Annotated in this window: 18 protein-coding genes and 2 pseudogenes; 10 read left to right on the top strand and 10 right to left on the bottom strand. The window is 61.3% G+C overall.

Features of this window, described 5'->3' with window-relative positions; translation table 11 throughout:
- The first annotated feature begins 1 nt into the window (after position 1).
- The 8 genes from trbE to ACVIW0_RS36715 are packed head-to-tail and all read left to right on the top strand — an operon-like array spanning position 2 to position 8103.
- Positions 2-2440 carry a conjugal transfer protein TrbE gene (trbE, locus tag ACVIW0_RS36750; RefSeq protein WP_461346216.1) on the top strand — a complete coding sequence of 813 codons (2439 nt, stop codon included), beginning with the start codon at positions 2-4 and terminating at the stop codon, positions 2438-2440.
- Positions 2437-3192, top strand: a complete 756-nt coding sequence (gene trbJ, locus ACVIW0_RS36745) for a P-type conjugative transfer protein TrbJ (RefSeq protein WP_461346217.1) — start codon at positions 2437-2439, stop codon at positions 3190-3192. Before trbE ends, trbJ begins: the two co-directional genes overlap by 4 nt.
- A 10-nt stretch (positions 3193-3202) precedes the next feature.
- Positions 3203-3523 (top strand): putative entry exclusion protein TrbK-alt, encoded by a 321-nt coding sequence (gene trbK-alt / locus ACVIW0_RS36740; protein WP_461346218.1) that lies wholly within the window; start codon positions 3203-3205, stop codon positions 3521-3523.
- Positions 3520-4881 (top strand): P-type conjugative transfer protein TrbL, encoded by a 1362-nt coding sequence (gene trbL / locus ACVIW0_RS36735; RefSeq protein ID WP_461346219.1) that lies wholly within the window; start codon positions 3520-3522, stop codon positions 4879-4881. The genes trbK-alt and trbL overlap by 4 nt, the downstream gene beginning before the upstream one ends.
- A 3-nt stretch (positions 4882-4884) precedes the next feature.
- Positions 4885-5574, top strand: coding sequence for a conjugal transfer protein TrbF (gene trbF / locus ACVIW0_RS36730; protein ID WP_461346220.1), 690 nt, complete (start codon positions 4885-4887; stop codon positions 5572-5574).
- The gene (gene trbG, locus ACVIW0_RS36725) at positions 5571-6650 is read left to right on the top strand and encodes a P-type conjugative transfer protein TrbG (RefSeq protein WP_461346221.1); all 1080 of its coding nucleotides are present in this window, start codon (positions 5571-5573) and stop codon (positions 6648-6650) included. The genes trbF and trbG overlap by 4 nt, the downstream gene beginning before the upstream one ends.
- Positions 6641-7849: a TraB/TrbI/VirB10 family type IV secretion system protein gene (locus tag ACVIW0_RS36720; protein ID WP_461346222.1), complete on the top strand. Its 1209-nt coding sequence runs from the start codon at positions 6641-6643 to the stop codon at positions 7847-7849. The genes trbG and ACVIW0_RS36720 overlap by 10 nt, the downstream gene beginning before the upstream one ends.
- Positions 7846-8103 carry a DUF2274 domain-containing protein gene (locus tag ACVIW0_RS36715; RefSeq protein ID WP_461346223.1) on the top strand — a complete coding sequence of 86 codons (258 nt, stop codon included), beginning with the start codon at positions 7846-7848 and terminating at the stop codon, positions 8101-8103. Before ACVIW0_RS36720 ends, ACVIW0_RS36715 begins: the two co-directional genes overlap by 4 nt.
- Here the strand turns inward: ACVIW0_RS36715 and ACVIW0_RS36710 are convergent.
- The 9 genes and pseudogenes from ACVIW0_RS36710 to ACVIW0_RS36670 all read right to left on the bottom strand — a co-directional run bounded on the left by ACVIW0_RS36710 (position 8067) and on the right by ACVIW0_RS36670 (position 19010).
- On the bottom strand, positions 8067-8984 hold the full coding sequence (locus tag ACVIW0_RS36710; RefSeq protein WP_461346224.1) for a LysR family transcriptional regulator: 918 nt from the start codon (positions 8982-8984) through the stop codon (positions 8067-8069). The two genes, ACVIW0_RS36715 and ACVIW0_RS36710, sit on opposite strands and share 37 nt — an antisense overlap.
- Before the next feature lie 503 nt (positions 8985-9487).
- On the bottom strand, positions 9488-9883 hold the full coding sequence (locus tag ACVIW0_RS36705) for a helix-turn-helix domain-containing protein (protein WP_461346225.1): 396 nt from the start codon (positions 9881-9883) through the stop codon (positions 9488-9490).
- Between the two features lie 809 nt (positions 9884-10692).
- Positions 10693-11811, bottom strand: a complete 1119-nt coding sequence (locus tag ACVIW0_RS36700) for an IS630 family transposase (RefSeq protein ID WP_461346226.1) — start codon at positions 11809-11811, stop codon at positions 10693-10695.
- 979 nt (positions 11812-12790) lie between these two features.
- Positions 12791-13250, bottom strand: a pseudogene (locus tag ACVIW0_RS36695) (IS5/IS1182 family transposase); the annotation flags it as partial.
- Between the two features lie 218 nt (positions 13251-13468).
- On the bottom strand, positions 13469-15331 hold the full coding sequence (locus tag ACVIW0_RS36690) for a recombinase family protein (RefSeq protein WP_461346227.1): 1863 nt from the start codon (positions 15329-15331) through the stop codon (positions 13469-13471).
- A 572-nt stretch (positions 15332-15903) separates the two neighbouring features.
- On the bottom strand, positions 15904-16125 hold the full coding sequence (locus tag ACVIW0_RS36685) for a hypothetical protein (protein ID WP_461346228.1): 222 nt from the start codon (positions 16123-16125) through the stop codon (positions 15904-15906).
- A 586-nt stretch (positions 16126-16711) separates the two neighbouring features.
- A pseudogene (locus ACVIW0_RS36680) lies at positions 16712-17960 on the bottom strand (type II toxin-antitoxin system HipA family toxin).
- Entirely contained in the window at positions 17953-18288 is a 336-nt protein-coding gene (locus ACVIW0_RS36675) for a helix-turn-helix domain-containing protein (protein ID WP_456709381.1), read from the bottom strand. Before ACVIW0_RS36675 ends, ACVIW0_RS36680 begins: the two are co-directional and overlap by 8 nt.
- 533 nt (positions 18289-18821) lie before the next feature.
- Complete coding sequence (locus ACVIW0_RS36670; protein ID WP_461356701.1) at positions 18822-19010, bottom strand: hypothetical protein; 189 nt, start codon at positions 19008-19010, stop codon at positions 18822-18824.
- Between the two features lie 1380 nt (positions 19011-20390).
- Between ACVIW0_RS36670 and ACVIW0_RS36665 the strand changes: the two genes are divergently transcribed.
- The gene (locus ACVIW0_RS36665) at positions 20391-21737 is read left to right on the top strand and encodes an LLM class flavin-dependent oxidoreductase (RefSeq protein ID WP_461346231.1); all 1347 of its coding nucleotides are present in this window, start codon (positions 20391-20393) and stop codon (positions 21735-21737) included.
- Between the two features lie 141 nt (positions 21738-21878).
- On the opposite strand, the gene ACVIW0_RS36660 is transcribed toward ACVIW0_RS36665, so the two are convergent.
- Complete coding sequence (locus ACVIW0_RS36660; RefSeq protein ID WP_456854752.1) at positions 21879-21971, bottom strand: hypothetical protein; 93 nt, start codon at positions 21969-21971, stop codon at positions 21879-21881.
- An 88-nt stretch (positions 21972-22059) separates the two neighbouring features.
- Between ACVIW0_RS36660 and ACVIW0_RS36655 the strand changes: the two genes are divergently transcribed.
- On the top strand, positions 22060-22329 hold the full coding sequence (locus ACVIW0_RS36655; RefSeq protein WP_461346232.1) for a hypothetical protein: 270 nt from the start codon (positions 22060-22062) through the stop codon (positions 22327-22329).
- Positions 22330-23514: the final 1185 nt, after the last annotated feature.

Genomic DNA, 23514 nt, shown 5'->3' with positions numbered 1-23514 from the left:
CATGCTGAACCTCACTGAGTATCGCAATCGACCTGCCAGTCTTCCCGACTTCCTGCCGTGGGCCGCGTTGGTTGAACGCGGTGTGGTCCTCAACAAGGACGGATCATTCCAGCGGACGGCGCGCTTCCGTGGTCCGGATCTCGACAGCGCGACACCTGCGGAGCTGGTCGGGGTGACGGCCCGCCTCAACAACGCATTGCGCCGCCTCGGCTCAGGCTGGGCGATCTTCGTCGAAGCCCAGCGCAGCGCCGCCCAGAGCTACCCCTATGGCGCCTTTCCCGATCCCGCATCGGCGCTTGTCGATCTGGAGCGGCGGGATGCGTTCGAAGAGGCCGGTGCGCATTTCGAGAGCCGCTATTTCCTGACCTTCGTCTGGCTCCCGCCGGCGGAGGACGCCTCGCGCATCGAGGGTTGGCTTTATGAGGGCCGTGCGCAGAGCGGCGTAGATCCTTACGAGCTGCTGCGCAGCTTCCTCGATCGGACCAACCGTGTCCTGCAACTGGTCGAAGGGTTCATGCCGGAGGTGGCGTGGCTCGATGACGGCGACACGCTGACTTACCTGCACTCGACCGTCTCGACGCGGCAACAGCGCGTCCGCGTCCCGGAGACGCCGATGCATCTCGACGCGCTGCTCGCGGACGAGCCGCTCGCCGGCGGGCTCGAGCCGCGTCTCGGCAGCCACCATCTTCGCACGCTCACCGTGGTTGGTTTTCCGACCGCGACGCATCCCGGAATCCTCGACGAGCTGAACCGGCTTGCCTTTCCCTACCGCTGGTCGACCCGCGCGATCCTCCTCGACAAGACCGAAGCGGTGAAGCTGCTGACAAGGATCCGCCGGCAGTGGTTCGCCAAGCGAAAGTCGATCGCCGCCATCGTCAAGGAGGTGATGACAAACGAGGCCTCGACCCTGGTCGACAGCGACGCCGCCAATAAGGCCACTGACGCCGATCTCGCGTTGCAGGAACTGGGCACCGATGATGTCGGCCAGGCCTACGTCACCGCGACCGTCACCGTCTGGGACGAGGACCCCAGGCGCGCCACTGAAAAACTTCGCCTCGTCGAGAAGGTGACCCAGGGGCGCGACTTCACCTGCATGCCGGAAGGAGTGAATGCGCTCGAAGCCTGGCTTGGCTCGCTGCCGGGACACACCTACGCGAACGTTCGCCAACCGCCGCTCTCCACATTGAACCTGGCCCACATGATTCCGCTGTCGGCGGTCTGGGCGGGACCGGCGCGCGACGAGCATTTCCGTAGCGCACCGCTCTTCTTCGGCAAGACAGAGGGATCGACGCCGTTCCGCTTCTCCCTGCATGTCGGCGACGTCGGACACACCCTGATCGTCGGCCCGACCGGCGCCGGCAAGTCCGTGTTGCTGGCGCTGATGGCGATCCAGTTCCGCCGCTACCGCAAAAGCCAGATCTTTGCCTTCGATTTCGGCGGTTCAATCCGTACCGCGGCGCTGGCCATGGGCGGCGACTGGCACGATCTCGGCGGCAGCCTCTCAAATAGCGCCGATGATTCCGTTTTGCTTCAGCCGCTCGCACGGATCGGCGATGCCGCCGAGCGCGCCTGGGCGGCCGAATGGGTGACCGCGATCCTCGCCAAGGAAGGCGTCACCATCGACCCGACCGCGAAGGAGCATGTCTGGTCGGCCTTGACGTCATTGGCTTCCTCGCCGGTCGAGGAGCGGACGATTACCGGCCTAACCGTTCTGCTGCAATCGACCGCGCTCAAGCAGGCGCTGCAACCGTATTGTGTCGGCGGTCCTTCCGGCCGGCTGCTCGACGCCGAGGTTGAGCAGCTCGGGCTCGCGTCAGTCCAGGCTTTCGAGACCGAGGGTTTGATCGGGGCGGGCGCTGCACCTGCCGTCCTCACCTACCTCTTTCATCGTATCGAGGGACGCCTCGACGGCCGGCCGACCCTCCTCATCATCGATGAGGGCTGGCTCGTCTTGGACGATCCGGCCTTTGCCCAGCAACTCCGCGAATGGCTGAAGACGTTGCGAAAGAAGAATGCGTCCGTCGTGTTCGCCACGCAGTCGCTCTCGGACATTGACGGCAACAACATTGCACCCGCGATCGTCGAGAGCTGCCCGACGCGCATCTTCTTGCCGAACGAGCGCGCGATCGAGCCGCAGCTCACAGCGATCTATCGGCGCTTCGGTCTGAACGATCGCCAGATCGAGATCATCGCGCGAGCGACGCCAAAGCGGGACTACTACTGCCAATCGCGACGCGGCAATCGGCTGTTCGAGCTGGGCCTCGGGCCGATCGCGCTTGCCTTCTGCGCGGCATCCTCAAAGGACGATCATGCCGCGATCGAACGGCTGCTCGCCGAGCACGGCCGCGAGGATTTTACGCCGGCCTGGCTCGCCGATCACGAGCTCCTGTGGGCCGCCGATCTCATCCCTGACCTAACAAATCTGGAGGTGCAATCATGAGCATCCGCAAGACGCCCCGTAGCTTGATGATCGCGAGCGTCCTGTCGCTCAGCCTGTCGTTTCAGCAGCTTTTGACGACGCGGGCCTCTGCGCAAGTGATCGTCTACGACCCCAGTAACTTCAGCCAAACCGTGCTGACCGCGGCGCGCGAACTGCAGCAGATCAACAATCAGATCCAGATGCTAACCAATCAGGCCCAGAGCCTGGTGAACCAGGGAAAGAACCTCGCCAACCTGCCGTTGTCGACGCTGACCCAGCTTCAGTCACAGGTCGCACGGACGCAGTCACTGCTGAGTCAGGCCCAGAACATCGCCTTCAACGTTGAGCGCATCCAGACAACCTATTCCAGCACCTACGGCACGGCGGCGGCTACGGGGTCCAATGCGACAATGTTTGCCGCGGCTCAAAGTCGTTGGCGGAACTCGGTGGGCGCTTTCGAAGACTCGCTGAAGGTGCAGGCGGGCGTCGTTGGCAATATCTCAGCCAATTCCAGCGCCATGAGCTCGCTGGTCACCGCCAGCCAGTCGGCAAGTGGCGCCCTGCAGGCCGCTCAGGCCGGCAATCAGCTCCTGGCCCTGCATTCCCAGCAGTTGTCCGATCTCGTCGCGGTGCTCGCCGCGAAGGGACGGGCGGATGCATTGGAGCAGGCGCGCGTGACGGCGACCGAATCGCAGGGCCAGCAGCAATACAAGATCTTCTCGACGCGCGGGGGTTATCAGCCCGGCAACGTCACCATGTTCCGCGGCAACTGAGGCGCGGATCATGGAGCGCTCGGATATCCTTCGCGCAGGCGCGATGATCGTCGTGTTTGTGATTTTCCTCGCCGCACTGCACGTCATTCATCGGCGTCCGGCGGAGCGGCCTGTATCCGATGCCCCCTCTGTGTCCGCTCCCGATGATCTTTCGGCCGAGCTGCGCCGCTGCCGCGCGCTTGGTCCCCAGGATGCCGAAGATCCGCACTGCCAGGCGGTCTGGGAGGAGAACCGCGCGCGCTTCTTCGGCAGGCCGGCGCGGCCACTTCTGCCGCAGGCCGCGCCGGCCACTTCGTCGATGACGAATGCTGCGGAAGGAGATAAGCGATGAACAACGTCGGGGTCATCGATACCTTTCTCAATACTTACACCACCTATATCGATTCAGGATTTGGTCTCATCAAAGGCGAGGTCACCTATCTCGCCTCGACACTGATCGTGATCGACATCACCTTGGCCGGCCTGTTCTGGGCCTGGGGCGCAGACGAAGACATTCTCCAGCGGCTGGTGAAGAAGACGCTCTATATCGGCTTCTTTGCCTTCATCATCACCAACTTCAACAATCTCTCCGGCGTCATCTTCAACAGCTTCGCCGGCCTTGGCCTGAAGGCCGGCGGCTCGTCCATCTCGACGGCAGACTTCTTGAGGCCCGGCCGGCTTGCGCAGGTCGGCTTAGATGCCGGGCAGCCGCTGCTGGACGCTGCAAGCCAGATGATGGGCTTCACCAGCTTCTTTGCGAACTTCGTCCAGATCGCGGTGCTGATGGTGTCCTGGCTGCTGGTGCTGATCGCCTTCTTCATTCTGGCCGTGCAGCTGTTCGTCACCCTGATCGAGTTCAAGTTGACGACGCTCGCCGGCTTCATCCTGATTCCATTCGCGCTGTTCAACAAGACCGCCTTCCTGGCGGAAAAGGTGCTCGGCAATGTCGTTGCCTCCGGCGTGAAGGTGATGGTGCTTGCCGTCATCGTCGGCATCGGCACCGGACTGTTCGCCCAGTTCACGTCAGCCTATGGCGGCGGCCAGCCGACGATCGAGCAGGCACTCTCGGTCGTGCTGGCGGCACTCGCCATGCTCGGCCTCGGCATCTTCGGGCCTGGCATCGCAACTGGTCTCGTCTCAGGGGCGCCGCAGCTTGGCGCGGGCGCTGCCGTCGGCACCGGCCTTGCCGTTGCCGGCACGGCGATGGCGGGGAGCGCCGCGCTTGGGCTCGCGGGGCGGGGAGCGATGGCCGCAGCCTCCGGCACTGCTGCGGCAGCACGTGGTGGTGCGGCGACGGCGGGCGGCATGTCCTCCGCCTACAGCCTGGCATCGGCTGGCCGGTCCGGCGCTGGCGGCGTCGCCTCGGGTCTCGGCGGCGCGGGCCGCGCTGCAGCCAGTGCGGCGACAGCTCCCGTCAGACGCGCCATTGCGCAAGCGACCGGCTCGATGACGGAGAGCTTCGCATCAGGCGCCCGGTCCGGGGTCGCAAATACCGGCGGCTCCTCGACGATGGGGACCATTGGGGGCGGCGAGGCCACAAACGATGAAGCCACATCTCAAGCCGCGAACGACAGCGGTCCGCCCGCCTGGGCCCAGCGCGTCAAGCGCAATCAGACAGTCATTCACGGCGCGCAGACAGCCGCGCAAGCCCTCAAAACCGGCGACAGCCATGGTGGCGGCCATTCCGTCGAGCTATCAGGGGGAGAATAAAGAATGTCAGTCTTTCGGCGATCGTCGGTCCGCTATGGCCGCACGCCCGAACCCGAAACCCCCTATCAGCGCGCAGCGCAAGTGTGGGACGATCGCATCGGCTCAGCCCGCGTGCAGGCGAAGAACTGGCGGCTGATGGCGTTCGGTTCGCTGTTCCTCGCTTGCAGTCTCGCCGGCGGGCTCGTCTGGCAATCTACCCACGGCACCGTCGTTCCCTGGGTGGTGCAGGTCGATAAGCTCGGCGAGTCACAAGCGGTGGCGCCGGCTGTCGCCGACTTTAGACCAAGCGATCCGCAGATTGCCTGGTATCTCGCCCACTTCGTCGCGATGGTGCGCTCGCTTCCAGCCGACCCCATCATCGTGCGGCAGAACTGGCTGAAGGCCTACGATTTTACGACCACGGCGGGCGCAATGGCGCTGAACGACTACGCCCGCGCCAATGACCCCTTCGCCAGTCTCGGCAAGCAGCAGGTCGCAATCGACGTCTCCAGCGTCATCCGCGCCTCGCCCGACAGCTTTCGCGTGGCCTGGGTCGAGCACCGCTATCAGGACGGGGCTCTCGCCGGCACCACACGTTGGACCGCCATCCTCACCATCGCAATCCAGCCGCCCACCGATGCCGACCGGCTGCGCAAGAATCCGCTCGGCATCTACGTCAACGCCATCAACTGGTCGAAGGAGCTGGGACAATGACCCCGCCGTTTTCTCCAATCGCCGGCGCTCCGGCTTCGCGTCTCTTCATCGCTCACCGAAACCGGAAAGCTGGCAATACGTGCTTCCGTAAATCCGAACTTGTGGCGTTGCTGATATGTGTCTCGATACTCGGCGGCTGCGCACACAATTTCATCCCGCCCGACATCAACTACGACACCGCTGAGCCGGCAACGCTGACTGCCGATCCACCGCCGCCCGTCAAGATCGTGGAATTGCCCAAGCCGCTGCCGCTGCCCGGGCAGCTGAAACCGCTCGCTCCGGGCAAACGCGTCCCAGAAGCTGCCGATCCGAAGGTTCGCGTCAAGCGGGCCAACGCCGCGGCACGGGTGCAGCCGGTCCGTAACGGATTCATCAACGCGGTCCAGGTCTATCCGTTCTCCGGCGGAGCCCTCTACCAAGTCTATACGGCACCCGGCCAGATCACCGATGTCGCCCTGCAGGAGGGCGAGCAACTCACAGGCTCCGGACCGGTCGCCGCCGGCGACACCGTACGCTGGATTGTCGGTGATACCGAAAGCGGCGCGGGCGCAACCAAGAAGATCCACATCCTCGTCAAACCGACGCGGCCGGAGCTCGTTACCAATCTCGTCATCAACACCGACCGGCGGACTTATCTCCTCGAGCTGCGCTCGACGGAGAAGACCTATATGGCCTCGGTCTCCTGGCAATATCCGGAGGACCAACTCATCGCGCTTCGACAGCAGAACGCAACGGCTGAGGCCGCAGCGCCAATCGCGGCCGGCGTCGATCTCGGCTCAATCAACTTCCGCTACGCAATCGAGGGCGACGATCCTGCCTGGCGTCCGCTGCGTGCATTCGACGACGGGAATAAGGTCTACATCGAATTCCCCAGCGGGATCGTCCAGGGCGAAATGCCGCCGCTGTTCGTCATCGGTCCGGCCGGCGGCTCCGAGCTCGTGAACTACCGCGTGAACCGCAACTACTACATCGTCGATCGCCTGTTTGCCGCTGCCGAATTGCGTCTTGGCGACAAGGACAGCGAGCGGCGCGTGCGCATTGTCCGCACCGACGGAAGGCCGCGATCATGGCGATAGACGGCGAAAACGAACGTCAGAGCGACATTCCGCCCGTTGCGCCCCCGGATCTTCGGCTCCGCGGCGAGCGGCCGCCTGTCACCCGCCTCTCGCGCAAGATCCTGATCGGCCTCGGCGCGGTGTCAGCCCTCACGGTCGCGGCAGCGCTCGGCTACGCCCTGCAAACCCGCAACAAGCAGCAAGCCGGCCAGGAGTTGCTCAGCACCCAGAATAGCCCTTCGGCTGAGGGCCTTGCCGCCTTGCCGAAGGATTATACCGGGCTGCCGCGTCAGGCGCCGCCGCTCGGACCGGCACTGCCCGGCGATCTCGGCAAGCCGATGCTCAACGCGGGCGCTGCACCAAACACCGCAGTTCCCGGAACGACGTCCGATCCGGAGGCACAGCATAGAGTGCAGGAGATCGAAGCGGCACGCGTCAGCCGGCTGTTCGCCCAGACGGTTCAGCAGCCGCAGAGCGTCGGCCAACCCATCCCGAATTCGGCGACCGGTGCCGCGACGCCGCCGGCCGCGACACCACCCCTCGACGCTGGATCGGCCCAGAACATGCAGGACCGCAAAGCGGCCTTCCTCAATGCGTCGACGGACAAGCGCACGGTCAGTCCGGACCGGCTTGAGGCCAAAGTCTCGCCTTATGTTGTGCAGGCGGGTACGGTGATCCCCGCTGCGCTCATCACCGGCATTCGCTCCGATCTGCCCGGCCAAGTCACCGCCCAGATCACGGAGGCGGTCTACGACAGTCCGTCCGGCAAATATCTTCTGATCCCCCAGGGTGCGAAGCTAATCGGCCAGTACGACAGTTCCGTCGCGTTCGGCCAGAGCAGAATCCTCCTGGTCTGGACCCGGATCATCATGCCGGATGGCAACTCGATTGTCTTGGAGCGCCAGCCCGGCGCCGACACCGGTGGTTATGCTGGGCTTGAGGACGAGGTCGACAACCATTGGGGCATGCTGTTCAAGGCCGCAGTTCTCTCGACCATGCTCAGCGTCGGAGCCGAGGCGGGTACGAGCCAGAATGAGAACAACCTTGTTCAAGCGATCCGCAGCGGTGCGTCCAACAGTTTCAGCCAGACCGGACAGCAGATCGTGCAGCGCCAACTCAACATCCAGCCGACGCTGACCATCCGGCCAGGTTTTCCGGTCCGCGTGATCGTCACGCGGGACCTCGTGCTGGCGCCCTACGCGAAGGGAGGAAGACCATGACGAAGCTCAAGCTCGGGCCGCTCGAAGACGACAAGCCGGTGAAACTCACCATCGAACTGCCGGCGGCGGTCTTCAGGGATCTCAAAAGCTACGCCGAGATTCTGACGCGCAGCGGAGGCGCGACGACGCCGGCCGAGCCTGTCAAATTGATCGCGCCGATGATCGAGCGTTTCATGGCGACCGACCGAGCCTTTGCGAAGGCACGACGGAATGCTGCTCAGTTCGTTTCCGGATCAGCCGAGAGGTCCGGATAGCGCTCGCGAAGCAAATCGAGGAACGGACGCAGCGATGGATTGCAGCTGGCCTGCCGCCAATATGCGTGGAAGCTTAGCCGCGTCGGCTCGTCGGCATCATGAACCTCGCGGAAGATGACGCCCGGATATGCAATGCCCGTCACACTTTCCAATGCCAGCAAGATACCCCAGCCCACGCCGACCAAGGTAAGAAGCCGGTCGAGCGCCACATCATGGCGAAGAAGCGGGCAAGGATCGGAAGAACCCAATTTGCTGATGAGCAGCTTGTGGAATTCTGGTCCCGGGCCGCGCAGTGACGTTAAAAGTGGTTCGCGCCTCAGTTCGCCCCAGTGAACCACGTCACGGCCTGTCAGCGGATGGTTCGCGGGGAGAGCGGCGACGATACGTTCGCTCCAGAGCAGTAATGACCTGTCGCTCCACGTTGTATGGGGCTCGGCCACGAAGGCGACGTCAATGGCGCAGTTAGCGAGATCCGAGATCAGATGGTCGCTCGCTCCGTCGACGAGATGCGTTTCGACCTCGGGAAAGCGGTGCCGGTGCTCAAGGAGGGTGGCCCGTAGATTGCCGGCTGAGAGGGAGGTGTGGATGCCGATGGTCAGTCGACCGCTCTCGCCGCGCGAGTGGCTCTTGAGGCGAGCCGCGATTGACTCGGTATCATCTACGATGCGCCGCGCGGCATCGAGGAATTCCTGTCCCTCGATGGTCGGTCGCGTGCCGCCGTTTGTGCGCTCGAAGAGAGTGACGCCCAGCTTGTATTCGAGGTCTCGTAGTCGGCGACTGAGGGTTGGCTGCTTGATTCTGAGCGTCTCTGCCGCTTGGCGTAAACTCCGGTGCTGGGACGCCGTGATTGCCCAGCGCAGCTCTCGGAATTCCACTGGCACGGTCGATGCCCTGTGGCGAGTTGTTGTGACCGTGTGTTTTCTTGATTGGCACACTCCATTTGCTTGCACTGCATCATCCCTTCATTCGCTTCGGCTACACGTACCCTTGAAACTGACTAATTTCCTTCTGGGCGTCGGGGTTCGATATTGCCGACACTCATTCGGTAAGTGAGGACTTCTCGTGACGACGTCCGCTTTGAAGGGAGGCGCACAGTGCAGCGATGCGACCGATCGCCGGCGGCGTTCTAAGAGCCGACGTTGTTTATGTTCATCGGCGCGGCACTTCCGCCGATGAGCGGCGGACGTCTCCATTGAGCGTTCTTCCCCAGGTTTCGGTGGCTCCACAAAAATGTCGCCAAACCGGTGGTCAGAGCCGGATGACCGCGCGCGTATTGATCCGCCGGAACGCGCTGGTTGGCCGCCTGCCAGGCTTCTCTGATGCTTCTCACTCAGGATTCAACGCCATCTGGGTTGGCGGTGCCGTGTCGGACTTCGATTGCCGCTCAGTCCTCCTCCGCAGCGATCGATTCCATCAGCGACACGAGCTGTCGCTGGACGGTCTGATCCTCGATCTTGCTGTAGGCGCGTAGCAAGCGAAGGCTGAAGGCGCTGTCGAGGAGCAGGAGGCTGTTGACTTCGCGGGCCTTGTTGTCACCGTCGTAGAAGAAGGTGACCGGTACATCGAGCGCAGTCGCGATCTGCTGAAGGCGGGCGGCGCCCACGCGGTTAACGCCCTTCTCGTACTTCTGGACCTGCTGGAAGCTGACGCCGAGCTTGTCGCCGAGTTCGGCCTGCGAAATCTTCTGCTCCACACGCCGCAGGCGGATCCGCTTGCCCAACTCAATGTCCGATTTGCCGGTACTACGCGGCTTCATCTTCTTCGCTGCTGATTTGTTCATTCTGGTGACCTGTCCGTCAAATCGAGGATCGATTGCCTTCTAAGATCAGAGACCCGTCCATGATGTACCGCGCTAACGTTCGTCTGGATCGTCAGTCGCTCTTAAGAACCACAGCAATCCAAGAAGCGGCATCGTACCCAAGCGCAGTCGCGTGCTGAAAGCTGATGCTGTGGAATACCTAAGGTCGAACCCACCGAAGATGCCTCTCGAGACTTCGGCTCGTTCATTTGGCGGAATATTGACCGGGCCACAACAAAAGCGATCATACCCTGTCACTTATTCGATGTGCGTGCTTCCTCGAGGCATCCGACTGCTCCTGAGTAGCTCTTGAGCAGGTGTCCGTCACACACCAGATGCTTCACCAGCCTAAATGGTGCGTGGCTCCTTCAATTCAGCCAGAGACGGTGGGAGGCATCTGACATCCCGATCAGTCGAACGGGAGATTAAGGAGGCCGACGCAGCGGCAGGCCTTCCTTGAGCAGAGATAGTTAACGCCACACGTTCTCAGGCGCGCATCCGCCACACGCGTCCTCGCAAACGGTGACGACCTTCGAGCGATGCAGACCATGCTGGGTCATAAGAAATTTCGGGACCGCCGAAATCTAAAGACCCGCGGAGCGATGGTGATTGATCCACCTTCCTCGATGTCTAAACTAATCCCGACACTGGCTCGGATCGGTCGGCACCGGGTGCTATACGACTCCATTGGTACTAGCGGGGCTGAGCCTTCGCGCTATTGGTTTCGAACTTCAGCCCGGCTCTGCCGATTTCGAGTCGGAATTCCACGCCCCAGCCATGGCGGCCAGAAACTAGTGTCCTGAACCAGAAGTTCGCAACATCGTGGCGCGTTCTGCCGGGATATTGTATCGGCAGAAGCGCTCGATGGAAGCAAGGATATCATCGGCGGATTTGGTCCATCGGAACGGTTTTGGATCGGCGTTGTGCCGGTCGATGAACGAAGCGATGTCCGCTCTAAGAGCGGCGACGCTGCGATAGATACCGCGTCTGATCTTCTTATCGGTAAGGAGCGCGAAGAAGCGCTCGACCTGATTGAGCCATGACGAACTGGTCGGGGTCAGGTGCACATGCCAACGCGGCCTCTTAGCCAGCCATCGTCGGATCAGCGGGGTTTTGTGCGTGGCGCAGTTATCCATGACGAGATGAACGTCGAGTTCGTGCGGCACGGCGGCCTCGATCTCGTCCAAGAGCTTGCGGAACTCGGCGGCTCGGTGACGTCCGTAGCACTTGCCGATGACCCGTCCGCTCGCATTGTCGAGGGCTGCGAACAGGGATGTAGTGCCGTGCCTCTTGTAGTCATGGCTTCTTCGGGCCGGTTGGCCGGGACGCATCGGCAGCATCGGCTGGCTGCGGTCCAGCGCCTGGATTTGGGACTTCTCATCCACACACAGAACGATGGCGTGCTCCGGCGGCGAGACGTAAAGGCCCACGACGTCGCGCACCTTGGCCACGAAGTTCGGATCGGTCGAGAGCTTGAACGTCTCCAGCCGGTGCGGCTGGAGCGCGAAGGCCCGCCAGATGCGTTGCACCGTCGACACCGACAGGCCGCTGGCCTTCGCCATGCCGCGAGAACTCCAATGGGTAGCGTTCTCAGGGCATCTTTCCAGCGTCCGCACGATCACGGCTTCGATGCGGGCGTCGTCAATCGTGCGCGGCGCTCCGGAGCGCGGCTCGTCGTGCAGCCCGGCGACGCGCTGCTCTACAAAGCGCCGCCGCCACTTGCCTACGGTCTGCCTGTCTAGTCCCAGCTTGGCCGCCACTTCCGTGTTCTGACCACCTTCCGCGCAGGTCAGCACGATCCGGGCCCTCAGGGCCAGCGCCTGCGCCGTCTTCCGCCGCATCGTCAGCGACTTAAGTTCGGCTCGCTCATCATCGCTCAATATCAGGGGTGCAAGTGGCTGGGCCGCCATCAGATCCTCCGTCGCTGTTACAGCCGCCATCTCTGGCACAGCGACGCGAATCTATCGCGAATCTACGATTGCGAACTTGTGACTCGGGACACTAGCATGGCAATGACGATAATCAGCCGGCCTTGCAACGCTGCTGGTGGGCCTGCTCGCGTTACATGGCGAATCTATAGATCATGGACTACGGATCATAACTGATGGGCTTTCCGCTCGTCAGGTGCATCTTTCTACCTTCTGTAAACAGTGTGATGCCTACGCAACTCTGATGCAGCGCTGCCTCCGCAGTCAAGTCGCAGTTTGGGAACAGACCCGGCCGTCAGCGAGCTCTTTAAGTTGGTCGATCCCAACTGTCGACGTTGAAGGCTGTCCTGAGGCGACGGAGTTTGCGATCGAGCTCCTCGCGCTCCGGCCCGTGGGGCGTATTCACGAGTTGAGCCTCAATGCGCGCCAGCTCGGCGGCAATCAATGCTTTGAAGGGTAGCGCTCTTTTCGTCACGTCGGCGGCTGAATGCTTGGATGGGTTAGCAGGTGATAGGTGAATGGGTCGGACGGGCCGCCTCTACCGCGTCTCACGAGACGTCCGTTCTCCACGAGTCTATGGCATACCGGGCTGACACGTTCTATTTGTGTTTCGTCATCGGACAGTAGTTCGGCGATCGCTGCAGCGGTGAGTCCGGCTTTGCCCCACATCTCCCGCAAGATATCATCAGCGACGGTCATTGGTCTCCTCGCCAACAGAGCGGTATCCGCGCATCATCATAAAACCGTAGCGAGATGCAAGGGCTCGGACGGTCGTATGCAACGTTCGAACGGGATCTGTAGCTTCACCACGCCGCCGTTCGCCTGGTAGAGTCGGCGTGTAAACTTTGTGCGGATCGGACCAAAGTGCGGGGCTTGGCACGCGCATTCACTGTCTATGGTGGCCCATCCCCGGGCTGCGTACGTTTCGTGCCTTGAATTGCGTGTGCTAACCAGTCGACCGTCAAGAAGCCGGATTGAGCTGAGGTGGACGGTTGAGCGTGCGCCAGAGCGAGACCAAACAATAGGCGCAAAAGTTCTCTGAACCAGGAGAGGATGGTTGTGCCCGACGGCGGAGAGGACGACGTTGGCGGCATCGCCGGCGAGGCCCTTGAGGTAGCACCGGCCGAGGTGTCCTTCGGCTTTGAGGTGTCCGATGATGGGCTCAATGGCAGAGCGGCGGCGCAGCTCAGGCTCGATGGTGCCGAAGACAACGCGGCGGGGATTTTGCGCGTCGTAGCCGCGGTAGCCCTTGTCGACATAGGCCCGCTCGATTGCACAGCCGGTGAGTGTCTCGGTGCGGTCCATAACGTCCCGCAACGTGTGGCCGTCGTAAGGGTTGTCGGGCAGCGACCAGGCGTGCAGCATGAATAGGCTACCGGGGGGCGGCAAGTGTTAGGAACGATGGAGGCCTTCATGCCGAACGGTGACGTCACCTGCCTCGGGTGAGACCTTGCGCTGCGACGGCCGGAGAGCAAGTGACGCTCGAGATCAAAAGCGCAGGCGCCGGAACAGCCTTGTTCGCTTGGGCGGGATCTTTTGGTCGGCCCAATTGTGGCTCTGCGCTGCGCGATAGCGGAATCGGCCCACGTTGTTGGAGCGGCCAAAGCACGAGGGGGCCGTCGCATATGACTCCCGCCAGCTATCCTCGTCGCAAGCCGAATCGCGCAGGCTTACCCTTCAGGCGGACGAGACCGAGCAACCGATAGGCCTTCGAGAGCTTGCCAAAATGGTGAGCCACGGTTGCCGACCAGGGCAACGCGGGATCGTCATTGATCAATCGCGCGGAAATGGCGCCCTCGCGTTCCACCAGGCGCTTGAGCCCCAGCAAAAGGTCATCCGTGCGGTAGGCAAGTTTGGGGCGCTGGCCGGGATGGCGGCGCTGGCGCCTGATTGTTTTGCCTTCTCGCTTGCGCTGGCAGGCGCTGAGCATGATTTGCGAATGTGTCTCGAGCGGCAGCTTGGCCAAGGCCTTGGCCCGGGTGAACGAACCAAATCGCTTAACGAAATAATAGGCGCCGGGGGTATTCTTGTCCCAGTCGAGAAGATTCTGCGTGACATATCCATGCTCCCCATGCAGGCTGCGCAAGGCCAGCAGAAGCTCCGCGTCGCTCCAGCGGACGCCAAGGATATATTCGTCGCCGCCGCCGTCTTTCCTGCGTTTCCATCCGTCGCGCTGTATCTCGCTATGGTTTGGTGCGGGCAGGCGCGCCTTGCGCAGTGCATTCGCGAGAGATCCGAAGCGATGGCGGATGTGTCTGGGACATGGCAGGTCCGGGCAGCGTTCGATAAGCCGGTTCGAGATCCGGCCCTTGGCGGCATGAAGCCGCTGTAGCCCCCTGATGACCGCAGCCCCCGTCCAGTATCTTCCGTTGTTCCCAAAAAACATCCTGGTCTTGGGATCGTAGCCCGCAGCGGCGTAGGCAGCACAAAGCGAGCCAAAGTGGCGATCGACGGTGTCCGCAGACGGAGCACCCTTTGTGCTGTTGAGTAGCCGTTGGGATAGGTGCCCGTTTCTATCAAGCAATCTCTTCAGTGAGGCGAGAATCTTCTCATTGTCCCAAGGGCGATTGCCGACGGCCAGACGCTCCTGCGCCTTGCGGAATTGTGCCGGCGGCACGATCGGTTCGAATGCCTGAAAACGCGCCCAAGCCGATTCCGGATTCTTTATCGCGCGGCCCTGCAATCTCTTCGTCGTGACATTGTAGGTCATCCGTCCCACGCAGAGCTCGCTGGCAAGAATCCTGTGAATGGTCGTCTCCGAAAGGGCCTTTGCGCCGTAGCCCTTCACGCCCGCCTTCGCCAAACGCCGAGCGATCTCATAAATGGACAACTTGTCACGTAAATACAGTCTGAATATGCGCCTGATCACCTCAAGTTCTTCGGCCGGACCCGGGACCACCACCACCTTGTCATGGCTGAGGGCCTTGTACTCGCCTCGCTTCAGGACCTGTCTCGGGTTTCGCTTGGCGTCCACGAGCAGCCGCCTGAAACCGTAAAGCAGCCCGCCGCCCTGGCGGAAGCCCAGTAGCGCTTGCTGCCGATGCGCTCGCGACAGTTTTGCGGAAAGCTCGCGGCTGTATTCGCTCGCCATGACCCGCTTCAGGTGCTTGACGATGGTTGTGATGGGAGCGACATCCTCCCCGAACGGCTCGCCGCAGTAGACGACACGCACGCCGGCCTGTCGGCACAGGAACTCGTAGTGAGCGGCCTGGTCGGGATTCTGGAACCGGCCCCAGCGGCTGACATCAAGAACGAGGATGACATCAAAGGCGCGCGGCGTCGCAAGCGCGTCGCTGAGCAGCTGTTTTAGCGCGTCTCGGCCTTTTAGTGACAGGCCGCTCTTTCCGGCGTCGATGTAGGATGCGACCACGGCATAGCCGTGCTGCTTGGCGTATTCGGAAATCGCGTTCTGCTGATTTTCAGTCGAGTAGATCTGATTCTCAGATGACATGCGTAGGTATTGCGCCGCACGCATCTGGCCGTCGAAGGTCGGTGTGCTCATCATGCGTAACGACGGAACATGTCCATCTCCCGATGTGACGCATTGTACCTGCATCCTATCCCGTGTTCTGCCTAAAGTTGATTGCCCGGGATAAGTTGCTCCGAATAAAGCCACGACCTCGTATTCTCTCCCGATATGATATGCACGGCCATTGGAAATGTCCCACATCGTGTCCGGTTGGGGCAGGTGGTTCTCGCACGTTGCGGGCCACCAGCTCTCATAGCTTCGGCCATCGGTAAGGATGACTGTCCTTCGCGACACCGACCAAATGCATGTGCGGTAGAAATGATCTGGGCTCGGTGACGCCGATGCCGGCTTGAATCGAAATCGCTTCGAATGAGAGCAGTTGCGACGCTATATCGTCCGACGAGAAACCCGGTCGTGGACAGGCCTCCCTGCCATTGTGATGCGTTCACTGTCGACAAGTTTGTCTCGATGTCAGGTAAGCTCCAGCTAAGGTTTATCGCCGGGTCACGGTAGGGCGGCAGCCATTTTGCGCCTGCACTTGGTTACTTCGAGGGCCTTGCTCGACCAGGCGGCTAATCGCTTCGAACCGGGATGGAAGTGCCTCATCACACCGGCCCCCGGCGCTCTACCAGTCCGTCGAAAACATTCGCTGATCCCTGCAGGACGAGCGTCGCAATCGACAAGATCGCGAACGGGAAGCAGAGCAGTGCGGCTTGCCACCACTCCCAGTGCCAGCCGTGATACGCCCCATAGAATGAAACAGCTGCCGCTACGATCGAGCCGAGCGGTGCCAAGGCGAGAATCAGGAAGTTGATCAGGCCGACCACGAACCCGAAGCCGAGCCAAAGCTCAATTCCCTCGAAATATGCGGCAAGCTACACAATTCCGAGGGTCAAGTAGCCGATTGGAAGAATCGGCATCTGCAACTCCGCTCGAAGCAAGACCCTCGGCTGGTTGAGGAACCTGTGATGACCCCAACCGAAAGTCGAATCTAAAGTGCATACGAATCGCACCGCAGCCGCCCCGCGGGGCGGCCTTTTCATTTCTGGAGTGAGGCGTCACTCTGGAGCTGGCCTTGTCTATCACGCCGTTCGCCCACCTCGTTCATGACATTCCCCTGCACGACCACACTGGCAAATGAGGGCGACGTCGAAGGCGGATAGCCGAGTTCGCCGGCGCCACCGTCAATGACGGTCAGGCCTGCTTTTCCGAACGAGAGGCGTTCACCCGGCGTCAGCGCGGGATCGCGTGGCTGGCTGCAGGGCCCCTGATGTGGCTCGCGCCGAGCGGGATGGCCGTCGCATCATCCTTGCAGATCGTGACGAGCTAAGTGATGTCGGCTGCCTCCAGCTTTGTCTGCCGCCGGTGATCGGACCACTGTCGCTGGCTTGAAGCTGTGAAGGAACGTTCTCGTCATAGCGCCAGCGACCGTTTTAGATCGTCGTGCTCGAAGGCGCTGGCCATGCGGTTGATTTCGGCCGAGCGGGCGCCGACCGCCTTAGCGGCTTCGCGCCAGGTTGCCGTTACGCTCGCGACTTCTTTGATAATCGTGCGGGCCTGCGGCAGCGTGAGTGCGAAGAACTCCGATGCGGCCTCCAGCAGGTCGAGCGAGCAAGTGCCCTCGTCCAGATCGATGTTCGTCGACAACACGCGGGCCTTGAGATCAGTTGGAACGGGATTGAGGTCGTATGCCGGCGAGAGAGACCATCCTGCCTTTCCCAGCCACAGGAAACCGTGGTTGCGGAGGTGATCGTCGACATTTGAGATCAGCACGTTGAAGACGACACGCTGATAAAGGGCATGGGCATCCGTTTTCCCTTGTGCGCCGTGTTGAGCAAGGGCATCGACGATCTCCGGATAACTGCCGCGCTCTCCGTCTTTGGCGCCCATCATCGCCATCGCCGACAGGAACGGGATGCGGATCGCACCCTCACGATCGAAGCGCCGCGACAGCATGACCGGCTTGCCGCCGACGTCGATCAGTTCGTGCTGCGGAGTGGCGATACCTGCCTGGCCAGCGAGCCGCAGTGCGATCTCCTTCCCAGGTCTCCATGCTATAGTCGTCGGTCTCCTTCGGGAATTTGGCGATGGAGAGGTGACCATGCTGGTCAATGACTGAGGCCTTCGGACGCCCGCCGCCGAGCGAAGAGCCGGGGGCAAAGATGAGTTGGAGCTCCTCATCTGTTTCTTCATCCCGGAGAAGCCGCTCGGTGATTTGGAGCAACCGGCCGAGTTCGATCAGGGCAGGCACGCCGGCCCGGGTCGGCGCCTGGAAAACACGGTCGCCGACCCAGCGGAAACGGAGCGCGCCTAGCCGGCTCTCGTCGGCGACGCCCAGCAGATAGTCGCTTTCCGCGAGGGTGCGAACGGCACGGCCCTCGTGTTCGGCGAGGCGGCGCTCGGCGCGCTGCATGAGGCGGCGGCCCCAGGTGTCCGGCGCCGAGTCGCCAATGGAGCCAAAGATGGCTAATCGGGCGGGAGGAGCGAATGCGCCGCGTGTCAGTGCAAGTGCCGGCTCCAGCGAGAAGCGGTCCGGATCCTCAAGCCATGCAGCGTCGTACTCGAAGAGGATGGTCTCCGCGCCTCTGACGCGATTGCTCCTCGCCAACCCTATCGGGCGCGTGCGGCCGTCCAGATCGATGTGCACCTCGAAGTCAGCCATCGTGGGATGGTCCGGTTGGCCGCTTGAGGTGGACGTGCTTGGGAAGGTGCGCGCTGGCGAGGGCTTGGCCGACGCTGTCGTTGCTGATGTCGGCGACCTGACCCAGGCCGTCGAGCAGGCCGAGCGCCTGCAGCACGCCAGCGTAGATGCCGATGCCGACGCTGGTATCACCAGCTTCGACCCTCTGCAGGGTCGACCGGGACGTGAAGGCGCGCTCGGCCACGACCGCCATCGGCAACCGTCGGCGTCGACGGGCGTCATGGATGTCCGCCCCAAGCTTGCGTAGCGCGCGCCTTACCGCAGCAGGAGGATTGTGTGGAGTAGGCATTGTTGATGTCTTCCTGCTTCAAATTCGATGAATATGTAGCACGAAGATCACAATTTTCCTAGATGGTCGAAGCGCAACCTCAGCAATGATTGGAGGTGTATTTGTACCGCAGTCGCGACGGCGCGACTTGGACAATTTGGACGTTCGCAATCGCGGTTACGATGGCTCTCACATCGCAGGCTCGCTGGGCGTCCGTCAATCTAAGTGACGCGCCACCTGTCTCCGCCAGGATTCGATCGACCGGCAACTCTGGTGCGAGGGCGCGGCCTCGGTCGAACGCTCCCGCAGCACAACTTGCGTTTGATGACGATGACGCACGAGCATATGTAGCCGGCGACTCTGGTGCGTGATGAACGGGACGCGCCAATGCCAGCGTTCATCGGTTATCCAAACAGCAGGCGCGAGCGCCTCAGTTGCCGTTGTCAAGTAACGCGTGTTCAGATATCGGGCCTTGGAATACTACAATTCACCAAAAGCAAAACCCGCCACAGACCACCCTTCGTGGTCTGACTCTCATCCACCTTCGGCAAATATTACACGCCAACAGGTTCGACGATCGTGCACCGACCACGTCTGAGCAGATCGCCTTGCTTGCCTTGTTGGGTCGTCACGAGGTTGAAATTGGCCGGACCATCCAGAAAAGGAAGATTCACGCCCTTTTCACCGTCCGTAGCCTCAGCTGCGATCAGTGAGAGGGCGAGGGCGCGCCAGCCCAGTTCCATCGGCTTCGCATAAGTCGAGGCGATCTTGGGCGTCCCGTCGGGTGAAAACTTCCAGGTGATGACGTACTCTTCGTGTGGTCGATTGTCGCGGTGCCTGGACCACGAAAAGAAAGCGTATTCGCTTCGGCCGGCTCCTCCAGCAGCGCCCCAGGTTCGGGGGACCAAGTGCGCTACTTTCGCGACCTTGGAAGTTTGTTCTACGCTTTCAGCCGTTTTGTGCTCGCCAACTCGACTTGACTTGATGCAGGAGAGGGTTGTCGTTTGCGCGAACACTACAGCTTGTGGCGGTTAGGTCAGCCAGACAGAGCAGCAAGAAGCCCAGACAGAGCAACAGCGCGCGTTTTCCAACCATCTCCTGCTGCCCGGATCCATCCGTTCTGTCTCGAGGCCTTTCCTGAAGGAGGCCATAGTCACGCTGTTCACAGCGTTGAAAGTTAGCGGCAACGTGACGGAGGCGCCCACCGGTATCCGGTCGAGTCGACGCGGCCCCTGTCTATGTCACGCGCCGCTAACCTCAGTGGCCGGCCACGGCCATGCTTGAAGGAGGGAGGGCCCCCAGGCACGTCGACGGCTAGCATTCTTCGTGCCAGCCGATGGTCAACTGTTCGCAACATGTTTGTGTTGGCCTTGTCACGCCGTTTTTCGCCAGAGTGGAGACATCGGCTGGAGCACTGGCGATGGCGCCGTCCGGCGATCCTCTCGGGGCATTAGCTGGACAAGGCAAAAACGAGCATTTGCACGTCATTCGGAGGCTTGACAGGGAATGTGCAGCGGGCCGCTCGATCATCGCGTTGCGAAGACGACCAATCGAACAGTTGGGAACACGACATGCGCAAAGAAGGTAGCGAGCGTTACCGGGATGCGGATCGGGCGAAACCGCTACACCATTGTTATTTTCGCTATCGCGCGCGACCGGAAGCCCTGCCTGCGGTGTGCCGAAAAACTTAGGCGAGATCCCAAATGGCTCGAGACAGCGCCGACTTCTTGAACTCGCGCCTTCCGCGGCTTATTGAAGGCTCTAATCTTGCCTCTCCCGTGAGAACCTCTTTCGAACGCCATGCTGCCCATGTTCTGCTGTATCTACGAGCCGGTGGCATATGGTGCGGCCATCCGGGACGAAGGCACTGGGAGCGCGGAGGTGCAGTCAGGACGATGCACACAATTGGCTGCGCGCTCGTCGCGCTCGGGGCGCGCTGATCGAGTTCGAGTTCGTCAGACGATAACGGCGCTCCGGCCTGACCCGGCCGGCGCGAGTAAGGCGGCCTTCTATTTCGTGACGAGCAAGTGCTGACGCTGGGCGTCTCGCGCTTATCCCTTCTTTAACCTCAGTAAATCGGGAGGGCGTTCAAAAACCGCGGCCTCCCTCGCCGGAGTATAGTCATGAGCAGCCAGACTGACCGACACATGCACCTCGCGGCCTTTTGCGGTCAGCCTGGCAATCACACTTCCTCCTGGCGCCACCCGCTGGCCGCGACCGCCTCGATACTTGAACCTTCCTTTTACCAGGAGATCGCGCAAATTGCGGAGCGTGGACTGTTTGACGTCGTGTTTCTTGCTGACATTCTGGCTTTGACCGAACCAAAATCAGCCGCTGGGGCACGAGAGGTTTTGCATGAGGTACCGTTCCGGATCGATCCCTTCGCAGTCCTGCCTATCATGGCAGCCGCAACTGAAAAGTTAGGTCTCGCAGCGACTGCCTCCACCTCCTATAACGAGCCGTTCAGCATCGCCCGCCGCTTCGCCGCGTTGGATCATCTTAGCCACGGGCGGATCGGCTGGAATGTAGTGACTACCGCAAGCCAGCCGGAAGCACGTAATTTCGGTCGGGAGACAAATCCCTCTCATGCAGCGCGCTACGCGCGAGCCACAGAATTCGTAGATGTGGTAAGAAAGCTCTGGGGCAGCTGGCAGGATGACGCGCTGATAGGCGATAAGGCGAGCGGTGTTTATGCCGATCGAGCGAAGATCGCTACTGTCGACCATGCCGGCGAATATTTCAATGTCCGGGGCCCGTTGAACTTGCCAAGGCCTCCACAAGGTCATCCCGTTCTGTTTCAGGCAGGAACTTCCGACGTCGGCAGGGATTTCGCAGCAAGAACGGCAGATGCCGTCTTCTTGGCGGCCCAAACCCGGGACGAGGCAGCAGAAGCGCGTGAAGCAATTCGTTCGCTGTCCGAACGCAATGGACGCTCTGCGTCAGACATTCGGTTCCTACCAGGGGCGCTGATCTTCGTCGGCCGGACATCCGACGAAGCAAAGGAGAAACAAGCAACGCTCAACGATCTGCTGACGCCACACGCAGGCATGGCACTGCTCAGCGAGCTCCTGGATACCGACCTCTCGGAATTTCCAGCGAACGGACCGCTCCCCGAGCTCGACATCAACGCCGTCACAGGCATCAAGAGCCGCTATCAACTTCTCAGGGCGCTCGCAGATCGCGACGGCCTGACCTTGCGGCAGGTCGCCGAGAAGGTCGCGAGCGGAGCCGGGCACAGGATAGTGGTTGGCGATCCCGCGGAAGTGGTTGATCAGCTCGAAGATTGGTTCGTCGCCGGAGCGGTCGATGGCTATACGATCATGTCTCCGTATATGCCGCAGGGTCTGACCGATTTTGTCGATCTGGTCGTCCCGGAGCTACAAAAGCGCGGCCTATTTCGAACACAGTATCAAGGCCGGAGGTTGAGAGATCATCTCGGCTTGAAGCGACCGGCTCACCCACTTCGATAAAGTGCGGTTGTTCACGATTGCCTCCGAACGCGGTTCCTCTGGATTGAGACGCCAAGTTCGATTTCGTCTTTGTTGATCGTCAGCGAGGTATCAACACAACAGCGAACAAAAGGTTTCAACCCGTTTCTTTCGTTGTGCCGCTCAGAGGCTGCGTTCGAGCTTGATGTTGTACTCGCGGACTTTGCGATAGAGCGTCGGCTTTGAGACTTTCAAGACATCGGCGGCACGCGTCATGTTGAGTTCAATGCAACGAGTGTTCGTCGGACGATGTCCCGCTCATAATCCTTCAGCGGCCGCAACACGATTACACGATTATGCGACCATGACGCCCGGCCCCTGCGCCAAGGCATCTACCCCTGTGGCAGTCCTGTCGCATTTGTGGTTGTGCGACAATGCGATTTTACGATTCATCGTGAACGCGACTATGCGATTCTGCGATGATGGCAGGAAATCGACGTGGACACGCATCGGTGCCGCGTGGCCGAATGAAGACGGCAAGGGATTCAACATCGTGATCGCGCCGGGCGTTGCGGTCTCAGGAAGGATCGTCTTGCGCGAGCCGAAGCCGCAGACCGACCGGGAGAGCGATTAGATGGTCGCTCCGATAGCCCGAAGACCAGCTTGTCCTGGAAGGTGCGATTGACGTCCGCGAGAGGCGGAATTCCCGCAGCGCTTTACGGCCGCGCTCATCCTGTTTGCGAAATGCTAAGGCTCTCCGACCGGAGAGCCTTTTTGAGTTGAGCGTGCCCTGCGGGCCGGGCTCTAGGCTTCGCCCGGAGCCGGTCGTCTCCGCCCATTCGGGTCACGATCCCTCACGCAAGGTATATTGAACCCTTCGCCGGAGGCACTCGGTCACGCCTTTGCCTGCGGCATCGCTGTCACTAAGGCGCGCGCCGGGTGCCTTTTTAGACCGGTCTCAGGGCCGGAGAACGGTCCTCGCCTTGCTGCGGGCCATACTCCTTTTTTTCTTCGGCCCTGATCGACACGATGAAACTGTTCGAGGAATAATCCCGAATCCGGCATTTGCGTAGGTCTTCGTTCGGCGGCGTCCGAGTGGCTGCCGACTACCCGGTCATTAAATCTCTAATTAATCAACGTTTTTTGGCCGATCGTGGCTGAAAAGCTCTAGTTTCGCGCGGAATCGACGCTTACCTTCAAATTCTGAGTCAGAGGCCGGTCGAAATGCCGAAATCACATCAATTGTTCGAGTAGCGACTCCACGCCTCGCGCTTCGTCGACGATGTGGGTAATTGAAAGCCTCAACGGAGGGATACTGTCCGAGCTTCATGCCGCCATAAGAACCGACAGAGCACGTCGGCACGGCGACTATTTTCAACCCTCGCGTAAGAGCCTTCCTAAGTAGAAGGGGTCCCGAGCTGCGCAAACTTTAGTCCACCTCAAGAATCATTTCGACTTCGACCGCGGCAAGGAAGCGCCGCCACGCCTAGCGAGGAGCGGGCATCTCTGCCAATTGATTCCCCGAACGCATCGACCATCAGGTCGGAATATCCATTGACCACCTTGGCTTGGTCAGCGAACTCATCGGCCGAGTTCACCATGCCGACCACCTGACTACGCGTTTCACCCGATCGAGGCTACCATGATCAGGCCGGCCTGCCGTGCAGCTTCATAGCCTTGTTCGACGGCCAGATCCCGGCCGAGATTACCCTTCGGCTCGCTTAAGACACTACCGGCCATGAACAAGAGATTGCCACTTGAACCGCGTTGACAAAGCTGTCGACCGTCGCCGCAGCAGCCGGCAGTGTGATGTTCTTCT

This window comes from Bradyrhizobium sp. USDA 4454 (genome assembly GCF_054822705.1).
Note: the sequence above shows the minus strand (reverse complement) of the source record. Positions and strands in the feature narration are given on the sequence as shown.